Annotated in this window: 14 protein-coding genes, 1 rRNA gene and 1 pseudogene; 8 read left to right on the top strand and 8 right to left on the bottom strand. The window is 70.0% G+C overall.

Going from position 1 to position 17,368, the window contains the following annotated elements; all coding sequences use genetic code 11:
- Positions 1-191, bottom strand: a 16S ribosomal RNA gene (locus G3I40_RS44770); the annotation flags it as partial.
- A 675-nt stretch (positions 192-866) separates the two neighbouring features.
- Here G3I40_RS44770 and G3I40_RS44765 point away from each other — a divergent pair.
- Together G3I40_RS44765 and ptsP are read left to right on the top strand one after the other, a co-directional pair.
- The gene (locus G3I40_RS44765; RefSeq protein WP_164560517.1) at positions 867-1,316 is read left to right on the top strand and encodes a PTS glucose transporter subunit IIA; all 450 of its coding nucleotides are present in this window, start codon (positions 867-869) and stop codon (positions 1,314-1,316) included.
- A gap of 76 nt (positions 1,317-1,392) precedes the next feature.
- Positions 1,393-3,063 carry a phosphoenolpyruvate--protein phosphotransferase gene (gene ptsP / locus G3I40_RS44760; protein ID WP_164560516.1) on the top strand — a complete coding sequence of 557 codons (1,671 nt, stop codon included), beginning with the start codon at positions 1,393-1,395 and terminating at the stop codon, positions 3,061-3,063.
- 74 nt (positions 3,064-3,137) lie between these two features.
- Here the strand turns inward: ptsP and G3I40_RS44755 are convergent, their stop codons facing one another.
- Positions 3,138-4,034 carry a hypothetical protein gene (locus tag G3I40_RS44755; protein WP_164560515.1) on the bottom strand — a complete coding sequence of 299 codons (897 nt, stop codon included), beginning with the start codon at positions 4,032-4,034 and terminating at the stop codon, positions 3,138-3,140.
- A 71-nt stretch (positions 4,035-4,105) separates the two neighbouring features.
- A complete protein-coding gene (locus G3I40_RS44750; RefSeq protein WP_164560514.1) occupies positions 4,106-6,079 on the bottom strand; it encodes an acetoacetate--CoA ligase in 1,974 nt (657 codons plus the stop codon).
- Between the two features lie 214 nt (positions 6,080-6,293).
- Here G3I40_RS44750 and G3I40_RS44745 point away from each other — a divergent pair, with 214 nt between their 5' ends.
- A complete protein-coding gene (locus tag G3I40_RS44745) occupies positions 6,294-8,651 on the top strand; it encodes a TIM-barrel domain-containing protein (RefSeq protein ID WP_164560513.1) in 2,358 nt (785 codons plus the stop codon).
- Positions 8,652-8,676: 25 nt separating this feature from the next.
- Here G3I40_RS44745 and G3I40_RS44740 read toward each other — a convergent pair whose 3' ends face one another.
- Positions 8,677-9,213, bottom strand: coding sequence for an NUDIX domain-containing protein (locus G3I40_RS44740; RefSeq protein WP_164560512.1), 537 nt, complete (start codon positions 9,211-9,213; stop codon positions 8,677-8,679).
- A 71-nt stretch (positions 9,214-9,284) separates the two neighbouring features.
- Between G3I40_RS44740 and G3I40_RS44735 the strand changes: the two genes are divergently transcribed.
- The 5 genes from G3I40_RS44735 to glpK all read left to right on the top strand — a co-directional run bounded on the left by G3I40_RS44735 (position 9,285) and on the right by glpK (position 15,293).
- The gene (locus G3I40_RS44735) at positions 9,285-10,088 is read left to right on the top strand and encodes a M15 family metallopeptidase (RefSeq protein WP_164560511.1); all 804 of its coding nucleotides are present in this window, start codon (positions 9,285-9,287) and stop codon (positions 10,086-10,088) included.
- Positions 10,089-10,636: 548 nt separating this feature from the next.
- A complete protein-coding gene (locus tag G3I40_RS44730; RefSeq protein WP_164560510.1) occupies positions 10,637-11,095 on the top strand; it encodes an OB-fold domain-containing protein in 459 nt (152 codons plus the stop codon).
- Positions 11,092-12,282, top strand: coding sequence for a lipid-transfer protein (locus tag G3I40_RS44725; RefSeq protein WP_164560509.1), 1,191 nt, complete (start codon positions 11,092-11,094; stop codon positions 12,280-12,282). Before G3I40_RS44730 ends, G3I40_RS44725 begins: the two co-directional genes overlap by 4 nt.
- Positions 12,283-12,884: 602 nt before the next feature.
- Positions 12,885-13,661, top strand: a complete 777-nt coding sequence (locus G3I40_RS44720) for an MIP/aquaporin family protein (RefSeq protein ID WP_164560508.1) — start codon at positions 12,885-12,887, stop codon at positions 13,659-13,661.
- Between the two features lie 114 nt (positions 13,662-13,775).
- Entirely contained in the window at positions 13,776-15,293 is a 1,518-nt protein-coding gene (glpK, locus tag G3I40_RS44715) for a glycerol kinase GlpK (protein WP_164560507.1), read from the top strand.
- Positions 15,294-15,429: 136 nt separating this feature from the next.
- On the opposite strand, the gene G3I40_RS44710 is transcribed toward glpK, so the two are convergent.
- From G3I40_RS44710 to G3I40_RS47830, 4 genes and pseudogenes are all read right to left on the bottom strand, one after another.
- Positions 15,430-16,035, bottom strand: coding sequence for an ATP/GTP-binding protein (locus G3I40_RS44710; RefSeq protein WP_164560506.1), 606 nt, complete (start codon positions 16,033-16,035; stop codon positions 15,430-15,432).
- 58 nt (positions 16,036-16,093) lie between these two features.
- Positions 16,094-16,507: a DUF742 domain-containing protein gene (locus G3I40_RS44705; RefSeq protein ID WP_164560505.1), complete on the bottom strand. Its 414-nt coding sequence runs from the start codon at positions 16,505-16,507 to the stop codon at positions 16,094-16,096.
- Between the two features lie 9 nt (positions 16,508-16,516).
- Complete coding sequence (locus G3I40_RS44700; RefSeq protein ID WP_164560504.1) at positions 16,517-16,954, bottom strand: roadblock/LC7 domain-containing protein; 438 nt, start codon at positions 16,952-16,954, stop codon at positions 16,517-16,519.
- Positions 16,951-17,368: pseudogene (locus tag G3I40_RS47830) on the bottom strand (histidine kinase); the annotation flags it as partial. The pseudogene G3I40_RS47830 and the gene G3I40_RS44700, both read right to left, overlap by 4 nt.

Raw genomic sequence — 17,368 nt, 5'->3', positions numbered from 1 at the left:
CACAGGAGTGCGGGAGTGTTATCCGGTATTAGACCCCGTTTCCAGGGCTTGTCCCAGAGTGAAGGGCAGATTGCCCACGTGTTACTCACCCGTTCGCCACTAATTCACCCCGAAGGGCTTCATCGTTCGACTTGCATGTGTTAAGCACGCCGCCAGCGTTCGTCCTGAGCCAGGATCAAACTCTCCGTGAATGTTTCCCCGTGATCGGGGTGACACCACGAGAGCGGAACCAGGAAGAGGAATAATCCCCCCGGTTCACAGCGTCCTCGCTGTGCGCCTCCCACAGTCAAGTGGAAGGACTTTTTCAAAGGAACCGTGTTCCGACCGAGAAGGCCGGGACAGGGTTGTCAATCTGGCGTTGACTTTTGGCACGCTGTTGAGTTCTCAAGGAACGGACGCTTCCTTTGTACTCACCCTCTCGGGCTTTCCTCCGGGCGCTTCCCTTCGGTCTTGCGTTTCCGACTCTATCAGATCTTTCCGATCCGATTTCCTCGGTATTCTGCATTCGCTTTCAGGAATTCGCTTTCGCATTTCCCGTTCGGCGATATCGAACTCTACCAGGCTTTTCTCGACCTTCTAACCACTCACCTGCGAACATGCAGAAGCTGATCAGAGATAAGGTTCGACTTGATAGAAGCCGCCGGGATCAAGACGCTCGTTTGCGTCGACCGCTCCCAGGCAGGAGTACGACAGTACATGGGGGTCGCCGTGCGACGCAAATCGTTTGCCCGGCACCCCTACGTCAGCCAACCGGTACCTCTCGTGCGGAACCGGGACTTTTTATGACTTACGCTTCTGAACAGTACGTCGTCGTCCAGGACAGGTAGGGACGGCGACCTGAATCTCCGCCCCCTGGGAGGCTTGCCATGACCAGTGTGACGTCCCCTCTTGCAGGACGCGCCATCGGGCTCTCCGCTGTTCCTGACCCGGTGTTCTCCGGTGCGATGGTCGGCCCCGGCACCGCCATCGACCCCGTCCGCGAGCCCTCTGAGGCCGTCGCCCCCGTCAGCGGCATCGTCGTATCCCTTCACCCGCACGCTTTCGTCGTCGTGGACGAAGAGGGCCACGGTGTGCTGACCCACCTGGGCATCGACACCGTCCAGCTCAATGGCGAGGGCTTCGAGCTGCTCGTCAACAAGGGCGACACCGTCCAGCGCGGTCAGGCCGTCGTCCGATGGAACCCGGCCGAGGTCGAGTCCGCGGGCAAGTCGCCGGTGTGCCCGGTCGTCGCACTCGAGGCGACCGCCGAATCGCTGTCGGACGTCGTCGACGACGGCGATCTGAAGGCCGGCGACGCGCTCTTCAACTGGAAGTAACGGCCGACCGTCCACGACGGCAGGCAGGACCACCAACGCGGCGACTGGGCTCGCCGCACTATCGGAGACGGGTGAGATGGAGACAACGCTTCGAGGCGTCGGCGTGAGCCACGGTGTGGCGATCGGCGAGGTTCGGCACATGGGAACGGCAGTGCTCGAGCCGCCGGCCAAGCAGATTCCGGCGGAGGAGGCCGAGCGCGAACAGGGGCGCGCCCGCCAGGCCGTCGAAGCTGTCGCGGCCGACCTGATTGCCCGCGGCAATCTGGCCGGTGGCGAGGCGCAGGCGGTGCTCGAGGCCCAGGCGATGATCGCTCAGGACCCTGAGCTCATCGCTGATGTCGACCGTCGCATCACCGTCGGCAGCACGGCCGAGCGGGGCATCTACGACGCCTTCTCACACTACCGCGAGCTTCTTGCGGGCGCCGGTGAGTACATGGCCGGCCGCGTCGCGGACCTCGACGACGTGCGCAACCGCATCGTGGCCCGCCTGCTGGGCGTCCCGATGCCCGGTGTACCGGACAGCGACAAGCCGTACGTGCTCATCGCCCGTGACCTGGCGCCCGCGGACACCGCGCTCCTCGATCCCGCGCTCGTCCTCGGCTTCGTGACCGAGGAAGGCGGACCGACCAGCCACAGCGCGATCCTGGCCCGCGCTCTTGGTGTGCCGGCGATCGTGGCGCTCCCCGGCGCAGGTGAGCTGGCGGAGGGCACCGTCGTCGCCGTCGACGGCAGCACCGGTGAGATCTTCGTGGACCCGACTCCCGAGAAGCGGGCCGCACTGGAGGCCTCGGCGGCCGAGCGCAAGGCGGCGCTGGCCGCGTCGAGCGGCCCGGGCGCCACCTCGGACGGGCACAAGGTCCCCCTGCTCGCCAACATCGGTGGCCCGGCGGACGTGCCGGCGGCTGTCGAGGCGGGAGCCGAGGGTGTCGGCCTCTTCCGCACCGAGTTCCTCTTCCTCGACAACAGCAAGGAAGCCCCGTCCGAGGACAAGCAGGTCGAGGCGTACCGCCAGGTGCTCGAGGCGTTCCCCGAGGGCCGTGTCGTCGTGCGCGTGCTCGACGCCGGTGCGGACAAGCCGCTGGACTTCCTGACGCCTGCCGACGAGCCCAACCCGGCTCTGGGTGTGCGGGGTCTGCGGTCGCTTCTCGAGCACCCCGACGTGCTGCGCACGCAGCTGACCGCGCTGGCCAAGGCCGTCAAGGGCCTGCCGGTGTACCTCGAGGTCATGGCCCCGATGGTCGCCGACCGTGCCGACGCCAAGGCGTTCGCGGACGCGTGCCGTGAGGCCGGGCTGGAGGCCAAGTTCGGCGCGATGGTCGAGATTCCGTCCGCCGCCCTGCGTGCTCGGTCCGTGCTGCAGGAGGTCGAGTTCCTGTCGCTGGGCACCAACGACCTGGCCCAGTACACGTTCGCCGCCGACCGTCAGGTCGGTGCCGTGTCGCGGCTGCAGGACCCGTGGCAGCCCGCGCTGCTCGATCTGGTCGCGCTGTCCGCGGATGCGGCGAAGGCCGAGGGCAAGAGCTGTGGCGTGTGCGGCGAGGCGGCGTCCGACCCGCTGCTGGCCTGCGTGCTGACCGGTCTGGGCGTCACCTCCCTGTCGATGGGCGCCGCGTCGATCCCTTACGTGCGCGCGACGCTCGGCAAGTACACGCTGGCGCAGTGCGAGCGTGCTGCTGCCGCAGCCCGTGCCGCTGACTCCGCGGACGAGGCTCGTCAGGCCGCGCAGGCGGTGCTGTCCGGCGAGTAGTCGTCGGTCGGATCTGGTTCCGGAGGGCGCTCCACCTGTCGGGTGGGGCGCCCTCCGGGGTTTTCCCCCGTGGGTCAGTGCTGGTGTCGCCCCTCGGGATCGGAGTCGTCCACCTCAGGTGCGGTGCAGTACTCGACGCCGGGTTCCGGTGCCTTCAGTTCTCCGGAGGAGGCGTCGGTGCAGTACGCGTCGAAGACCTGGGACGCGGTCAGTTGTTCCAGGCGCTCGTCCTTGAGGCGCCAGCCGTAGACGCGATCGCTGTCGGGCGTGACCGTGCGGAGGACCAGAGCGCAGGGCTTGCTGATCGCGATGGCCAGGGCCAGCAAGATCGTGAGCTCCATCGCCGCGGTCTCGTCGAGCCGGACGGTGTCGGGGTCCGTGGCGTCGATGTGGAGCAACGCCAGCAGCGTCTCCCTGCCCGTAGGGACACTGCACACCCAGTGGTGGACGCCTTCGCCGATGGTGTCGATCGCGCGGGCGACCAGGTACGAGGCACGCGCGAACGCGGCGCGTCCCAGGTCCTGCCCGCACAGGGTGCAGGGTCCGATGCGCGCGAGGACGCTCGATGCGTACTCCCAGGTCGCCTGGCGGACGGCCTCCTCGACGAGGTCCGGGACGAGGTCGGCCAGGGGCTGCCCTTCGTACGGGACCGAGGGACCGGTCGCGGCCAGTTCCGCCGTGAAGCGCGTGCGGCTGCTCGGGGTGTCGGGTTCGAGTCCTGTTTCCGCGCAGAACTCCGCGTACTCCTCCGGGTCGAAGAGGGCGACCGTGGTGTGTCCCCCTGCCGCGGCCAGGGATTTGAGTAGGGCTTCCGCTTGTCGCAGATACGCCTGGTGGTCGTCGAAGGTGAAGGTGCGGTAGCGCCGCATCTCCGTGAAGTCCTGCTCGTCGGCCAACAGGCCGATGGTGCCCGGCATTTCGCGGCGCAGGATGTGCCGCGCACTGCTCGTCCGGCCGTGCGTGTCCGTCATGATTCCCCCTGAGTGAGCTCGTCGATCAATGCTCACTCAGAGTAATCACGGGCACTGACAACGCCCTCCCGTCAGGCTCGCTTGCGGGCGATCTCCTCGTAGAACCGAAGCAGTTCGAGGTTGTCGACGGAGCCGGGGTTGACTGCCTTCTCCAGCGGTGTGCCCTGCAGCAGGCGCTTCACGGGGACCTCGATGCGTTTGCCGGTGAGCGTGTGCGGGACGCCGGGGGCTTCGATGATCTCGTCGGGGACGTGGCGCGGGGACAGCTGCTCACGGATGGTCCGCTTGATGCGGTCGCGCAGGTCGTCGTCGAGGACGGCGCCCGGGACGAGGTGGACGAACAGGGGCATCCAGTAGCCGCCGTCGGGCTGTTCGAGGCCGATGACGAGGGACTCGCGGATCTCGGGGAGCCGTTCCACCGCCTCGTAGATGTCGGCCGAGCCCATGCGGACGCCCTGCCGGTTGAGGGTGGAGTCGGAGCGGCCGTGGATGACGACGGAACCGCGGGAGGTGAGGGTGATCCAGTCGCCGTGGCGCCAGACGCCGGGATAGGTGTCGAAGTAGCTGTCGTGGTACCGGCTTCCGTCGGGGTCGTTCCAGAAGCGGATCGGCATGGACGGCATGGGGTTGGTGACGACCAGTTCGCCGACTTCGTCGATGAGCGCGTTGCCCTGGGGGTCCCAGGCCTGCAGGTCCGTTCCGAGGCCGGGGGCCTGGAGCTCGCCGACGTACACGGGAAGGGTGGCCACGGCGCCGGCGAAACAGGAGCAGACGTCGGTACCGCCGCTCACGGAGGCGATCCACAGATCGGCACGGACCTCGTCGTGGAGCCAGCGGAAACCGTCCGGTGGGAGGGGCGACCCTGTGGTGGCCACGCATGTCACCCGGGACAGGTCGTGGTCGCGGGAGGGGTGCACTCCGGCCTTGCGGCAGGCCATGACGTAGGCGGCCGAGGTGCCGAAGAGGGTGGCTCCGGTGCGTTCGGCGACGGCCCACTGGGCGCCGGTGTCGGGGAAGCCGGGGCTGCCGTCGTACGTGACGATGGTGGTGCCGGTGAGCAGTCCGGAGACGAGGAAGTTCCACATCATCCAGCCCGTGGACGTGTACCAGAAGAATCGGTCGTCCGGGCCGAGGTCGCAGTGCAGGCCGATCTGCTTGAGGTGCTCGACGAGGATGCCGCCCTGTGACTGGACGATGGCCTTGGGCAGGCCGGTCGTGCCCGAGGAGTAGAGCACCCAGAGCGGATGGTCGAAGGGGACCTCTTCGTAGACCGGTGTGACGTCGGCGGAGGTGAGGGCGGACCACTCCAGGGCGCCTTCAGGCGCCTCGGTTCCCAGCAGGGGGATGTGCACCACGGCACGCAGGGAGGGCAGTGCGGAGCGGAGGTCTGCCACGGTGTCGCGGCGGTCGTGCGCCTTGCCTCCGTAGCGGTAGCCGTCGACGGTGAACAGGACGACGGGTTCGACCTGTTGGAAGCGGTCGAGGACGCTGCGGGCTCCGAAGTCGGGCGCGCACGACGTCCAGACGGCGCCGACGGCCGCGGTGGCGAGGAGGGCGACGACGGCTTCGGGAATGTTGGGCAGGTACCCGCTGACCCGGTCGCCAGGGCGGACGCCGAGGGTGCGCAGTTCCGCGGCGAGCGAGCCCACCTGGCCGCGGAGTGCGGACCAGGTGACGGGGCGCGGCTCCTGTGTCTCGTCGACGTGCAGGATGGCGGGGGTGTCCGCGCGCGCGGGGTCGTCGGCGGTGCGCAGGGCGTGTGCCGCGTAGTTGACGGTGGCTCCGGGGAACCATTCGGCGCCGGGCATGGCCCGGTTGCCCAGCACGCGCGCGTAGGGGTGGGTGAACCGCACGTCGAACCATTCGGTGACGGCTTTCCAGAATGTCTCGAGTTCGGTGACCGACCAGCGGTGCAGGGCTTCGTAGCCGCCCTGTGCTGGGGCCCCGTGGTGCGCGGCGGCCCAGGCCTGGAACCGTGTGACCTGCGCGTCGTCGATCTGCTGCTGGTCGGGTCGCCAGAGCGGCGAGGGGTTCGCTGTGGTCATGGTGCGGCTCCCGGAATGTACGCGGCGTGTGCGTCGGCGGCGCGCACGGGCTGGGGTGTGCGCGGGACGCGGCTCACAGGACGATGCCACGTGATCGACTTCGGCACCAGGGCGTCGGGCACATGGTCCGCCTCGTGAAGGTGTGCCGCGACCATGGGTGAACGGAAGTTGAACGCGGCACGCGCGCGTGGCCGCGGGTGGCAGGGTGAGCAGCATGAACGGTCGCGACCTGGTGCGCTCGATGAAGGCAGTTTCCTGGGCGCGTACGGCTCAGAGGTTGCGTGCCGTGCGGGCCTCGTGGCGCCGTCGTCGGGCGGACTCCGCGGGGCTGGTCCGTCGGGGTCCCCAGCGGGCGCGGGTGCCGGGGGCCGTGGTCGGGGCTGACCCCGCGCCGGGCGGCGGAACGGTGCGGTTCGCCCGGTCGGGGCTGCGGATCATGGTCACGGTGAGCGGCGCGGTGTTCTGGGGGTGGGACGGCGCCGATCCGCTGCCGTCGTACGGCGTGGCGGGCACGTGCCCGGCGCCGGATCCGCGGGCCGTGCTGGAGCCCGACAAGGACGGCGGCTGGCGGGTGGTGTCCGAGCGGGCGACCGTGGCCGTGTCACGCCACGGCGCGGTCACGCTGTGCACGCCGGGCGGTGTGCTGTTGCGGCGTGATCTGCCGCCGCGTTGGTGGGGCCCCGAGAGCGGCGCGGAGGCCCGCTGGGTCCAGCGGTCTCAGGTGCCCGCCGACGCGCGGTTCTTCGGCCTCGGGGGCCGGGCTTCGGGGCCGCGCTTGCGGGAGGGGACCTACGTCCTGTGGAACACCGACCCGGGCGGCTCGTTCGGCCCGCAGGACGATCCGCTGTCGCTCACGATGCCGGTGCAGGTGGTGGTCGCCGACGCCGGGACGCATCTGGTGTTCCACGACAGCACGTGGAACGGCGCGGTGACGCTGCGCGAGGGTCGTGAGGGCGCGGGGTCGGGGCACGACCGCCCGGGTACGTGCGAACTGCGCATGGAGGGCGGCCCGTTGCGGTGCTGGGTCGTCGTGGGTACGCCCGCGCGCGTGCTGCACACGTGGACGCAGTTGACGGGTGCGCCGGCCGTGCCGCCGTCGTGGGCGCTGGGCCATCACCACGCGCGCTGGGGCTTCGGCAGCGAGCAGGAGGTGCGTCGGGTCGTCGCGGGCTACAAGGAGCGTGACCTGCCTCTGGACGCCGTGCATCTGGACATCGATCACCTTGCGGCGCATCAGGTCTTCACGGTCGACCGGGAGCGGTTTCCCTCCCTGCCGCGGCTGGCCGAGGAGTTGCGCGAGGACGGTGTCCGGTTGGTGTCCATCGTCGACCCGGCGGTGAGGGCCGAGCGCGGCAATGCCGTGTACGACGCCGGGCGGGCGGTGGACGCGTTCGTACGGGACGCGGCGGGACGGCTGGTGCGGGGTGTGGTGTGGCCGGGCGAGTCGGCGTTTCCCGACTTCACCGCTGAGGGGGTGCGCAAGTGGTGGGGCGGCCTGTACGAGGAGCGGCTCGCTCAGGGGTTCTCCGGGTTCTGGCACGACATGAATGAGCCCGTGTCCTTCTCGGCGTTCGGTGATCCGTCGTTGCCCCTGTCGGCGCGGCATGCGCTGGAAGGCCGCGGTGGTGACCATCGGGAGGCGCACAACGTGTACGGCCTGTGCATGGCACGGGCCGGCTTCGAGGGGCTGCGTGAACTTCAGCCGCAGGAGCGGCCGTTCGTGTTCTCCCGCTCCGGTTGGGTGGGGATGCAGCGCTACGCGGGGTCGTGGTCGGGTGATGTGGCCACCGGGTGGCCCGGGCTGCGTGCGTCGCTCTCTCTGGTGATCGGGCTCGGGCTGTGCGGGGTCCCTTACTCGGGGCCCGATGTCGGCGGGTTCGACGGGGATCCGTCCCCGGAGCTGTACCTGCGCTGGTTCCAGCTGGGCGCCTACATGCCGTTGTTCCGTACGCATTCGGCGCTGCGTGCCGGACGGCGGGAGCCCTGGACCTTTGGTGACGAGGTGGTGGGGCACGCGCGCGTGGCGCTCGACGAGCGACGGCGCCTCTTGCCGTACTTCATGACGCTCGCCCATCTCGCCCGGCGTACGGGCGCCCCCTATGTACGGCCCTTGTGGTGGGGCGCTCCGGAAGACCGTGGGTTGCGCGATTGCGAGGACGCCTTCTTGTTGGGCGAGTGCCTGTTGGTGGCTCCTGTGCTCGACGCGGGGGTCGTGAGAAGGCCGGTGCGGCTGCCTCGGGGCCGGTGGTACGACACCGTGACGGGCGAGAGGTTCGAGGGCCCGGGCGTGGTGAGCGTCGATGCTCCCTTGTCGCGTGTTCCGGTGCTGGCGCGCGCCGGAGCGCTGTTTCCCGTACGAGGGGCGGACGGCGGGGTTGCCTTGGAGGTGTGGGCCCCCGCGCCCGGTGACACGGGAGGGGGCGTGGTGGTTGCGGACGCGGGCGACGGGTGGGAAGAGCCCGAGACCACCCGCTATCGCGTGCGCTGGGCGCAGGGGCGGGTGGTCGTGGAGGCGGACGGCGAGGAATCGGGCGGCGCGGTGCCGTATCCGGTGCGCGTGCGCGGCCTTTGAGCATTCCACGCTGTTCGCGGCACGGTCAGATGTAGCGGCCTTCGAACCACGCCCGAACCGCCAAGGTGTGCAGCGGGAAGGCCAGTTCGGCCGGGCGGCGCAGCAGGTGCCAGCCGTCCGTCTCGTCCGTCGGGATGCTGTCGGGCAGGTGGGCCGCCGGACGTTCCGGCAGCAGCCCGAAGAGGAGCAGGTGGCCGTCCGGGGCGCTCATGGCATCCATGAGGCGTACGTCGCGGGCGGCCGCGTCGATCCCCGTCTCCTCCTTGAGCTCGCGTACGACGGCCTGCCGCCAGTCCTCCCGGTCGTCGATGAAGCCGCCGGGCAGCGCCGCTTCCCCGCGCGCGGGCGCGATGGTGCGGGTGATCGCGACGAGGGCGGTGCCGGCCGTGTCGTACACGGGCTGCAGGGCGATCGCGACGGGAAGCGGGTTGCGGTAGGCGACCGAGCCGCAGGCCGGGCAGGTACGCGGCCAGCCGTGCACCTGCGTCCCGTAAGCGGATCCACAGCTCGAACAGTGGGAATCCGGAACGGGGTTGAGCGTGGGGTGAGTTGATGCGGACACGGCGCGGACTGTATCCGATCACCCGGGTCGGTTCTTCCCCGGAGGGGGTGCCTCCTGATAGACGCAGGGCCATGACCCGAACCGCCACCGCTCTGCGCAGGCTCGCCTCGCTCACGACCGCCACGCTGCTCGGCGTGTCCGCTGCTCCCACAACCGCCCGTGCGCTGCCCGAACCGAAGGCACCGGCGAACTTCGTGGCGCTGCGCGATGTCGACCCCACGATCATTCAGGAAATGCGCTACTACACGGTGCACGATTTCGTGGGAGCTCCGATCGACGGCTACGAGGAGCCGATGTGCATTCTTGCGGGAGCCGCCGCGCAAGCCCTCCACAAGGCGCAGACGGGGCTCTTGAAGAAGGGCTACTCCCTGAAGGTGTACGACTGCTACCGGCCTCAGCGGGCGGTCGACCACTTCGTACGGTGGGCCGAGGATCTGGACGATCAGAAGATGAAGGCGGAGTTCTATCCGCGGGTCGACAAGTCCCGCTTGTTCGCGGACGGCTACATCGCGCGGAGGTCGGGACACAGTCGTGGCTCCACAGTCGATCTCACGGTCGTGCAGCTGCCGGCACGGCCCACGCGTGCGTATGCGCCCGGGGAGCGACTGAAGGCCTGTCACGGGCCCGAGAAGGACCGGTTCCCCGACAACTCCGTGGACATGGGCACCGGGTTCGACTGTTTCGACACGCTCGCGCACACGGATGACCCGCGCGTCAAAGGGGCGCAGCGGTCCCATCGGGATCTTCTGCGGGACGCGCTCACGGCCCAGGGATTCGTGAACCTGCCGGAGGAGTGGTGGCACTACACGCATGTGGCGAGTCAGGGCGACGAGTTCCTCGACTTCCCCGTGAGTCCGCGGTCGCTCACGTCCTAGGTCACTTGTCGGCCGGGGCGCCTGGACGGCAGCTGGTCACGATCCGGCGCGCGTGCTGATCATCCGGGGCGAGGTCCCGGGCCGCTCGCCCGGCCTCTTGGATCCGGCTCCCCTCGCACAGCAGGCGAACGAGGAGGTGGCTGTCGTGCCGCGACGGGTCGGTGGAGCAACACTCGGCATGGGCGCTCGTCAACGCGATGGCCATGTCCCCATCGCAGCGTTCCACTGCCTGGGCCCTCTCGAACCACTTCACACCACGAGTGTCTCGTGGCGCATGAGATGCGGGGTGACGGCGCTGCACGTACAAACCCGAGCTCTGCCCGGCACCTCCCTCCCGCCTTCCGGGTCACCAGGAGGTCGCTGAGGGAGCGCTGACGTGGCCTGAGAGTGAGGGCACGACCGGAACCACCCCCGTGGGTCCCGGTCGTGCCCTCACGGATTACACGGACGCGCAGAGGGCGCACATGGTTCTGCGGGCCCCCTGACGTCGTTCGGCTGCCCATGGCACACTTCTGACGTTCCGTCAGATCTGTTGTCGGGGAGGGACCGTGGCGCGTACGCGTACACCTGTCGTGAGCGATTGGTTCGCCGGGGAAGGGGACGACTTCCGCCTGCTGGGCACACGTTGTTCGGCGTGCACGTCGGTGTTCTTCCCGCGCGAGGACGGGTTCTGCCGCAACCCGGGCTGCCCCGGCGGCGACCTCGTCGAGGTGCCGCTGTCCCGGCGTGGCCGCGTCTGGTCCTACACCGACGCCCGGTACCGCCCGCCGGAGCCGTACGTCTCGGACCGGGAACTTCCGTGGCAGCCCTACACGTTGATCGCTGTGGAACTCGAGGCAGAGCGAATGGTCGTGCTCGGTCAGGGGGTTCCGGGTGTTTCCGTGACCGATCTGGAGGTCGGCATGGAGGTAGAGGTCGTCCCGGGTGTGCTGAGCGAGGACGGGGACGAGACGAGCGGTACGGCCTGGACGACGTGGTACTGGCGGCCGACGGGGGTGGCGGCATGACGGGGGACGTGGCGGTACTCGGTGCGGGCATGCACCCGTGGGGCAAGTGGGGGCGCAGCTTCGTCGAGTACGGGACGGCGGCGGCGCGTGCCGCGCTCGCGGACGCCGGCCTCAATTGGCGGGACGTGGGATCCGTGGTCGGCGCGGACACCGTGCGCGGCGGCTATCCGGGCTATGTGGCCGGGGCGACGTTCGCCAAGGCGCTCGGCTGGCAGGGCGCGCGGGTCGCGAGCGTGTACGCGGCCTGCGCTTCCGGAGCGCAGGCGGTCAACACGGCGCGGGCGCAGATCCTGGCCGGGCTCGCGGACGTCGTGCTCGTGGTGGGGGCGGACGCCGCCCCCAAGGGCTTCTTCCGGCCCGCGGGCGGGGACCGGCCCGACGATCCGGACTGGCTGCGCTTCCGGGTCCTCGGGGCGACGAACCCGACGTACTTCGGTCTCTACGCACGCCGCCGGATGGCCCTGCACGGCGACACCTTGGAGGACTTCGCCCAGGTCAAGGTGAAGAACGCCGCTTGTGGGGCGCTCAATCCGAACGCGCGCTACCGCAAGCAGGTCACGGCCGAGGAGGTCGCAGGCTCCGCCGTCGTGGCCGATCCGCTGCGCCTGCTCGACATCTGTGCGACGTCGGACGGGGGCGCGGCGCTGGTCCTCTCCAGCATGGAGTTCGCGCGGCGGCACGGGGCCGCGGACGCGGTCCGCATCCGCGCCGTCTCCACTGTCACGCCGACGTATCCGAACACCGTGCTGGACCTGCCCGACATCGCGACGGACTCGGCCGCGGCGGTCACGTCCGAAGGACCGGCCTTCCGGGCGTCGATCGCCCACGCCGCCTACGAGGAGGCCGGTACGGGGCCGGAGGACCTGTCGCTCGCAGAGGTCTACGACCTGTCCACCGCCCTGGAGTTGCAGTGGTACGAGGACCTCGGGCTGTGCCGTGAGGGTGAGGGCGCCAAGCTGCTGCGGGAAGGTGCCACCGCGCCCGGCGGGCGCATACCCGTGAACTCCAGCGGCGGTCTCGCCTCTTTCGGAGAGGCGGTTCCGGCGCAGGCCATCGCCCAGGTCTGCGAGCTGACCTGGCAGCTGCGCGGCACGGCCGGCCCGCGTCAGGTGGCCGGGGCCCGGGTCGGGATCACCGCGAACCAGGGGCTGTTCGGACACGGTTCGGCGGTCGTCGCGGTGCGCTGACATCACGGCCCGCGCGCCGGGCGAGCGCTCCGGGGAGCTCCGTGAACGACCCGGGGCTCGGTCTGGGACTGGGACTGGGGCTCGAACTGAGGGGGCTGTCGTGGCGCCGTCATGCTGCCGTGCCCTTCTCGGCGGGCCGTCTGCGCTCCGGAACTCCGAACGGGCGGTGCGGCGCGGGCCGGGGGGACACCGGCAGGCGGGCCCGGGTGGACGCATTGCGGGTCTCGTCACGGCGCTCTCACATCCTGTACGAGAACGGCCACTTAGAGGAGGGTTCACCGCCGGTTAACCGTTGCGGTCCGCGACCTTGACGCTCCACCACCCCCGGTGAACACTTCCGGGTGTCAGTCGGCAGCACCGTATGCCGGCCCACCGTCCGCTCGGGGTCCTTGCCTGCCCTTGGGGCGCTTCCTGCTACATCGCGGCAGGTCGGGGCCGTTCCCCCACACGCGACCCGTCGACTGCGTGGGCACGCTCGTCACGGATGCCGGGCGGGGCGCGGGACTCCCCTGCCATCGGTTGAAGTCACCAGAACCAGCCATGGATACGCACCCTGCACGGAGGACCGGGGCGAGGCCCCGGGCGAGGGCCTAGGAGCCGCCATGAGCAACGGAGACATCTTCCTCGGTGAGGTCATCGGCACCGCCATTCTGATCCTGTTCGGTGCCGGCGTCTGCGCCGCCGTCACCCTCAAACACTCCAAGGCGAGGGCCTCCGGGTGGATCGTGATCGCGTTCGGCTGGGGCTTCGGCGTGCTGGCCGGGGCGTACACGGCGGCGCCGCTCTCGGGCGGCCACCTCAACCCCGCCGTCACGCTCGGCATCGCCGTCGACACCGGCAAGTGGGACAAGGTCTGGGTGTATCTGTGCGGCCAGATGGTCGGCGCGATGCTGGGCGCCGTCCTCGCGTACCTGGTGTACCTCGCGCAGTTCAACGCCAACGTCAGCTCCGGCACGACGCGTGCGGACGGCACTCCGGAAGCCGGCGGTGCTCCTGAAGCGGACGGTCCCACGCCGACGCTGGGGATCTTCTCGACGATCCCCGAGATCCGGAACCCGGTCGCGAACCTGCTCACGGAGATCATCGCGACGATCGGCCTGGTCCTGCCCATTCTCGCCTTCGGGCTGACCAAGGGCCTGGGCGAGACGGGCACCACGGCGCTGATCGTGTCCCTGCTGGTGGTCGGCATCGGTCTGTCGCTCGGCGGGCCGACGGGTTATGCGATCAACCCCGCGCGCGACCTGGGCCCGCGCATCGTGCACCAGTTCCTGCCCATTCCCAACAAGGGCACCTCCGACTGGGGTTACGCCCTCATCCCGGTCGTCGGGCCACTGATCGGCGGCGTGCTGGCGGGAGTCATCTACAACGCCGCGTTCTGAGGCGCTCCGCCGCGGCCCGCGAAGCACTCCCGACAGGTATCTCAGACCTCTCAGACATCTCCCGAACCTCGCACCTCGGACCTTGAACGACCGTCTTCTCACGAAGGGGTAGCCATGCCCGACAACTCCGTGAAGTACGTCGCCGCCATCGACCAGGGCACCACCTCCAGCCGTTGCATCGTCTTCAACCACGCCGGCGAGATCGTCGCCGTCGACCAGCGCGAGCACCGTCAGATCTTCCCCAAGCCGGGCTGGGTCGAGCACGACGCGACCGAGATCTGGTCGAAGGTCCAGGCCGTGGTCGCCGGCGCGATCGCCAAGGCGGGCCTGCGCGCCGATCAGCTCAGCGCCCTCGGCATCACCAACCAGCGGGAGACCACGGTCCTGTGGGACCGCGCGACCGGCAAACCCGTGCACAACGCGATCGTCTGGCAGGACACGCGGACCTCCGCGCTCTGCACCGAGCTGGGCGGGACCGACGGCCAGGACCGCTTCCGCGAACAGACCGGCCTGCCGCTGGCCAGCTACTTCTCCGGACCGAAGGCGGCCTGGCTGCTCGACAACGTACCGGGCCTGCGGGCACGGGCGGAGCGCGGTGAGATCGCCTTCGGCACGATCGACTCGTGGCTGATCTGGAACCTCACCGGCGGCACCGACGGCGGCGTCCACGTCACGGACGTCACCAACGCGGGGCGCACCATGCTGATGAACCTGGAGACCCTCCAGTGGGACCCGTCGATCCTGTCGGCGATGAACGTCCCCGAGGCGGTCCTGCCGGAGATCCGCTCGTCGGCCGAGGTCTACGGCACGGCGGTCGGGCAGCTGTCCGGCGTGCCCGTGGCCTCCGCTCTCGGCGACCAGCACGCGGCCGTCTTCGGACAGGCCTGTTACGACGCGGGCACGGCGAAGAACACGTACGGCACCGGCAGCTTCTTGCTGCTCAACACCGGTAATCGGCCGGTTCCCTCGAAGAACGGGCTGCTCACCACCATGGGCTACAAGATCGGCTCCGAGGCGCCCGTGTACTGCCTCGAGGGGTCGATCGCGATCACCGGGGCCCTGGTGCAGTGGTTCCGCGACCAGCTCGGCATCATCAAGACCGCCGATGAGATCGAGACGCTGGCCGCGAGTGTGGACGACAACGGCGGCGCGTACATCGTGCCCGCGTTCTCGGGCCTCTTCGCCCCGTACTGGCGCTCCGACGCACGCGGTGTGGTCACCGGTCTGACCAGGTACGTGACCAAGGCGCACCTGGCGCGTGCGGTCCTGGAGGCGACGAGCTGGCAGACCCGTGAGGTCGTCGACGCCATGTACCAGGACTCCGGGGTACAGATCACGACCCTCAAGGTCGACGGTGGCATGACGAAGAACAACCTCCTGATGCAGCACCAGGCGGACGTGCTCGGTGTGCCCGTGGTCCGGCCCAAGGTCTCCGAGACGACGTGTCTGGGCGCCGCGTACGCCGCCGGGCTCGCGACGGGGGTGTGGAACGACCTGGACGAACTCAAGGCCCACTGGCAGCGCGACGTCGAGTGGTCGCCGTCCATGGACGCGGGGACCCGCGACCGCGAGTACGGCAACTGGCGCAAGGCGGTGGAGAAGAGCTTCGGCTGGCACGAGGACGAGGCGTAGCCCGGCCCCTGCGGTAGCCGGCGGGACGTTGCCGTAGGCCGGGTCCCGCGGAAGGCAGCGGGACGGGGCGGAAGGCGGGAGCACGCGCGCGTAGCGGGGAAATTGCGCACTACGCGCGCGTGCGGCGCCGTACGCGTCAGGTCGCCGCGGGCTGTCGCCGCCGGGCCGCCGCCTGCGCGGCGTGTTCGACGACACCGATGAGGACGTCCTTCACGGACTCCTTGTCGCGTGCGTCGCACAGGACGACGGGGACCTGGGCGTCGAGGTCGAGCGCCCGCCGTACGGACTCGGCGGGGTAACGGGCGGCTCCCTCGAAGCAGTTGACGCCGACCACGAAGGGGATGGAACGCCGCTCGAAGTAGTCGACGGCGGCGAAACAGTCCTCCAGGCGGCGGGTGTCGGCGAGGACGACGGCGCCCAGCGCGCCGGTCGCCAGCTCGTCCCACAGGAACCAGAAGCGGTCCTGGCCGGGGGTGCCGAAGAGGTACAGGACCAGGTCCTTGCGCAGGGTGATCCGGCCGAAGTCCATGGCCACCGTGGTGGTGTGCTTGCCCTCGACGCCCTGGGTGTCGTCGACCGGGCGGCCCGCCTCGCTCAGTACTTCCTCCGTGCGCAGGGGCCTGATCTCGCTGACCGCGCCGACGAGGGTCGTCTTGCCCACGCCGAAACCGCCGGCCACCAGGATCTTGAGCGTGACGGGCTCGACGGGGCCCTTGCCGCGCTCGGAACGCCCGAAGATCATGGGGTGTCTCTCCTGCCTCACTGATCACTGATGTCGCTGGGTGCTGCACTAAGCCGTGTCACAGGGCCCTCAGCCCGTCGATGACGTCACGCAGGATGCTCTCGTCGGGCAGTTCCGCGGGGGGCACCGGCCGGGTCACGTGGACCAGTTCGTCGTCCACCAGATCGCCGATGAGCACGCGGACCACGCCGATGGGGAGGTCGAGTTCCGCGGCGAGTTCGGCGACCGACTGGGGGCCGTCCCGGCACAGGTCGACGATGTCGACGTGTTCCGGCGACAGGGTCTGGTCGGCCACCGGCTCGACGCCGCGCGCCTGTGCGACGACGACCGCGATCAGATCGAGCCGGTGCTGGCCCGCACTGGTGGTGCGGCCGCGTGTCATGGCGTACGGACGCACGACGGGGCCGGCCTCGTCGTCGAACCAGTGGTCGGTCTCCTGCGTCCCCTGTATCCGGTCACCGTCTGCGCTCATGCCGACCCACTACCCGCCGGCGGGCTGATCCGTGCGCGGAGCCGTCGCCAGATGTGCGCCCACCCGCTTGACCAGCAGCGTCATCTCGTAGGCGACGAGGCCGACATCGGAGTCCGCGTCGGACAGGACCGCGAGACAGCTGCCGTCGCCCGCCGCGGTGACGAACAGGAAGGCGTCGTCGAGCTCGACCACGGTCTGCCGGACCCCGCCCGCGTCGAAGTGCCGCCCGACCCCCTTGGCGAGGCTGTGGAATCCGGAGGCGACGGCGGCGAGATGCTCGCTGTCCTCCCGGCTGAGGTCCTGGGAGACCCCCGTCGGCAGTCCGTCCCCGGAGAGCACGAGCGCCTTGCGGATGCTGGCGACGCGCGCGACCAGGTCGTCGAGGAGCCAGTTGAGGCCCCCCGAGTCACCGTTCGTGGAGCGCGCGCCGGCCTTCGGTGCGGTCATCGACCGTCCCCCTCAGAAGTGGTTCCCTGTGCTGTGCCGTCGGCGCTGTCGTCGCCCTCGGCGTTCTCCTCGCGGCCGCGCCGCCAGCCGCGCTGCAGCGAGGCCATCCGGCTGCGCACCTCGTCGGCATCCCGGTCGGCGGGCGGTGCGGAGACTGTCTCGTCGCGGGCCGTCGCGCGGTCCCCGCGCAGATCGGGCCCGTCCTTCAACTGCGGGGCCAGGTTGGCCTGTCGTACGCGCATGGGCAGGCCCCCGGCGGTGGCCTCCGGCAGCGGTCCGGCCTCGGCCGCAGCGGTGGTCTCCGGCGGCGGTCCGGCCTCGACGGGAGCGGTGGCACGGGCGCGTCGCTGAGGGAGCTCCGTCAGCGGTGTCGGCGGGGTGTCGGCTCCGTCGCGGTCGTGCCGCTCCCCCGGC

The organism is Streptomyces sp. SID14478, from assembly GCF_010548525.1.
Taxonomy (GTDB): Bacteria; Actinomycetota; Actinomycetes; order Streptomycetales; family Streptomycetaceae; genus Streptomyces.
Note: the sequence above shows the minus strand (reverse complement) of the source record. Positions and strands in the feature narration are given on the sequence as shown.

Bases quoted from the DNA above. Each gene is read 5' to 3' on its own strand.
- G3I40_RS44705 (WP_164560505.1), bottom strand. From the start codon at position 16,507: ATGAGCGCAGACGGTGACCGGATACAGGGGACGCAGGAGACCGACCAC.
- G3I40_RS44710 (WP_164560506.1), bottom strand. From the start codon at position 16,035: ATGATCTTCGGGCGTTCCGAGCGCGGCAAGGGCCCCGTCGAGCCCGTC.
- G3I40_RS44750 (WP_164560514.1), bottom strand. From the start codon at position 6,079: ATGACCACAGCGAACCCCTCGCCGCTCTGGCGACCCGACCAGCAGCAG.
- G3I40_RS44720 (WP_164560508.1), top strand. From the start codon at position 12,885: ATGAGCAACGGAGACATCTTCCTCGGTGAGGTCATCGGCACCGCCATT.
- ptsP (WP_164560516.1), top strand. From the start codon at position 1,393: ATGGAGACAACGCTTCGAGGCGTCGGCGTGAGCCACGGTGTGGCGATC.
- G3I40_RS44700 (WP_164560504.1), bottom strand. From the start codon at position 16,954: ATGACCGCACCGAAGGCCGGCGCGCGCTCCACGAACGGTGACTCGGGG.
- G3I40_RS44745 (WP_164560513.1), top strand. From the start codon at position 6,294: ATGAACGGTCGCGACCTGGTGCGCTCGATGAAGGCAGTTTCCTGGGCG.
- G3I40_RS44725 (WP_164560509.1), top strand. From the start codon at position 11,092: ATGACGGGGGACGTGGCGGTACTCGGTGCGGGCATGCACCCGTGGGGC.
- G3I40_RS44765 (WP_164560517.1), top strand. From the start codon at position 867: ATGACCAGTGTGACGTCCCCTCTTGCAGGACGCGCCATCGGGCTCTCC.
- G3I40_RS44755 (WP_164560515.1), bottom strand. From the start codon at position 4,034: ATGACGGACACGCACGGCCGGACGAGCAGTGCGCGGCACATCCTGCGC.
- glpK (WP_164560507.1), top strand. From the start codon at position 13,776: ATGCCCGACAACTCCGTGAAGTACGTCGCCGCCATCGACCAGGGCACC.
- G3I40_RS44735 (WP_164560511.1), top strand. From the start codon at position 9,285: ATGACCCGAACCGCCACCGCTCTGCGCAGGCTCGCCTCGCTCACGACC.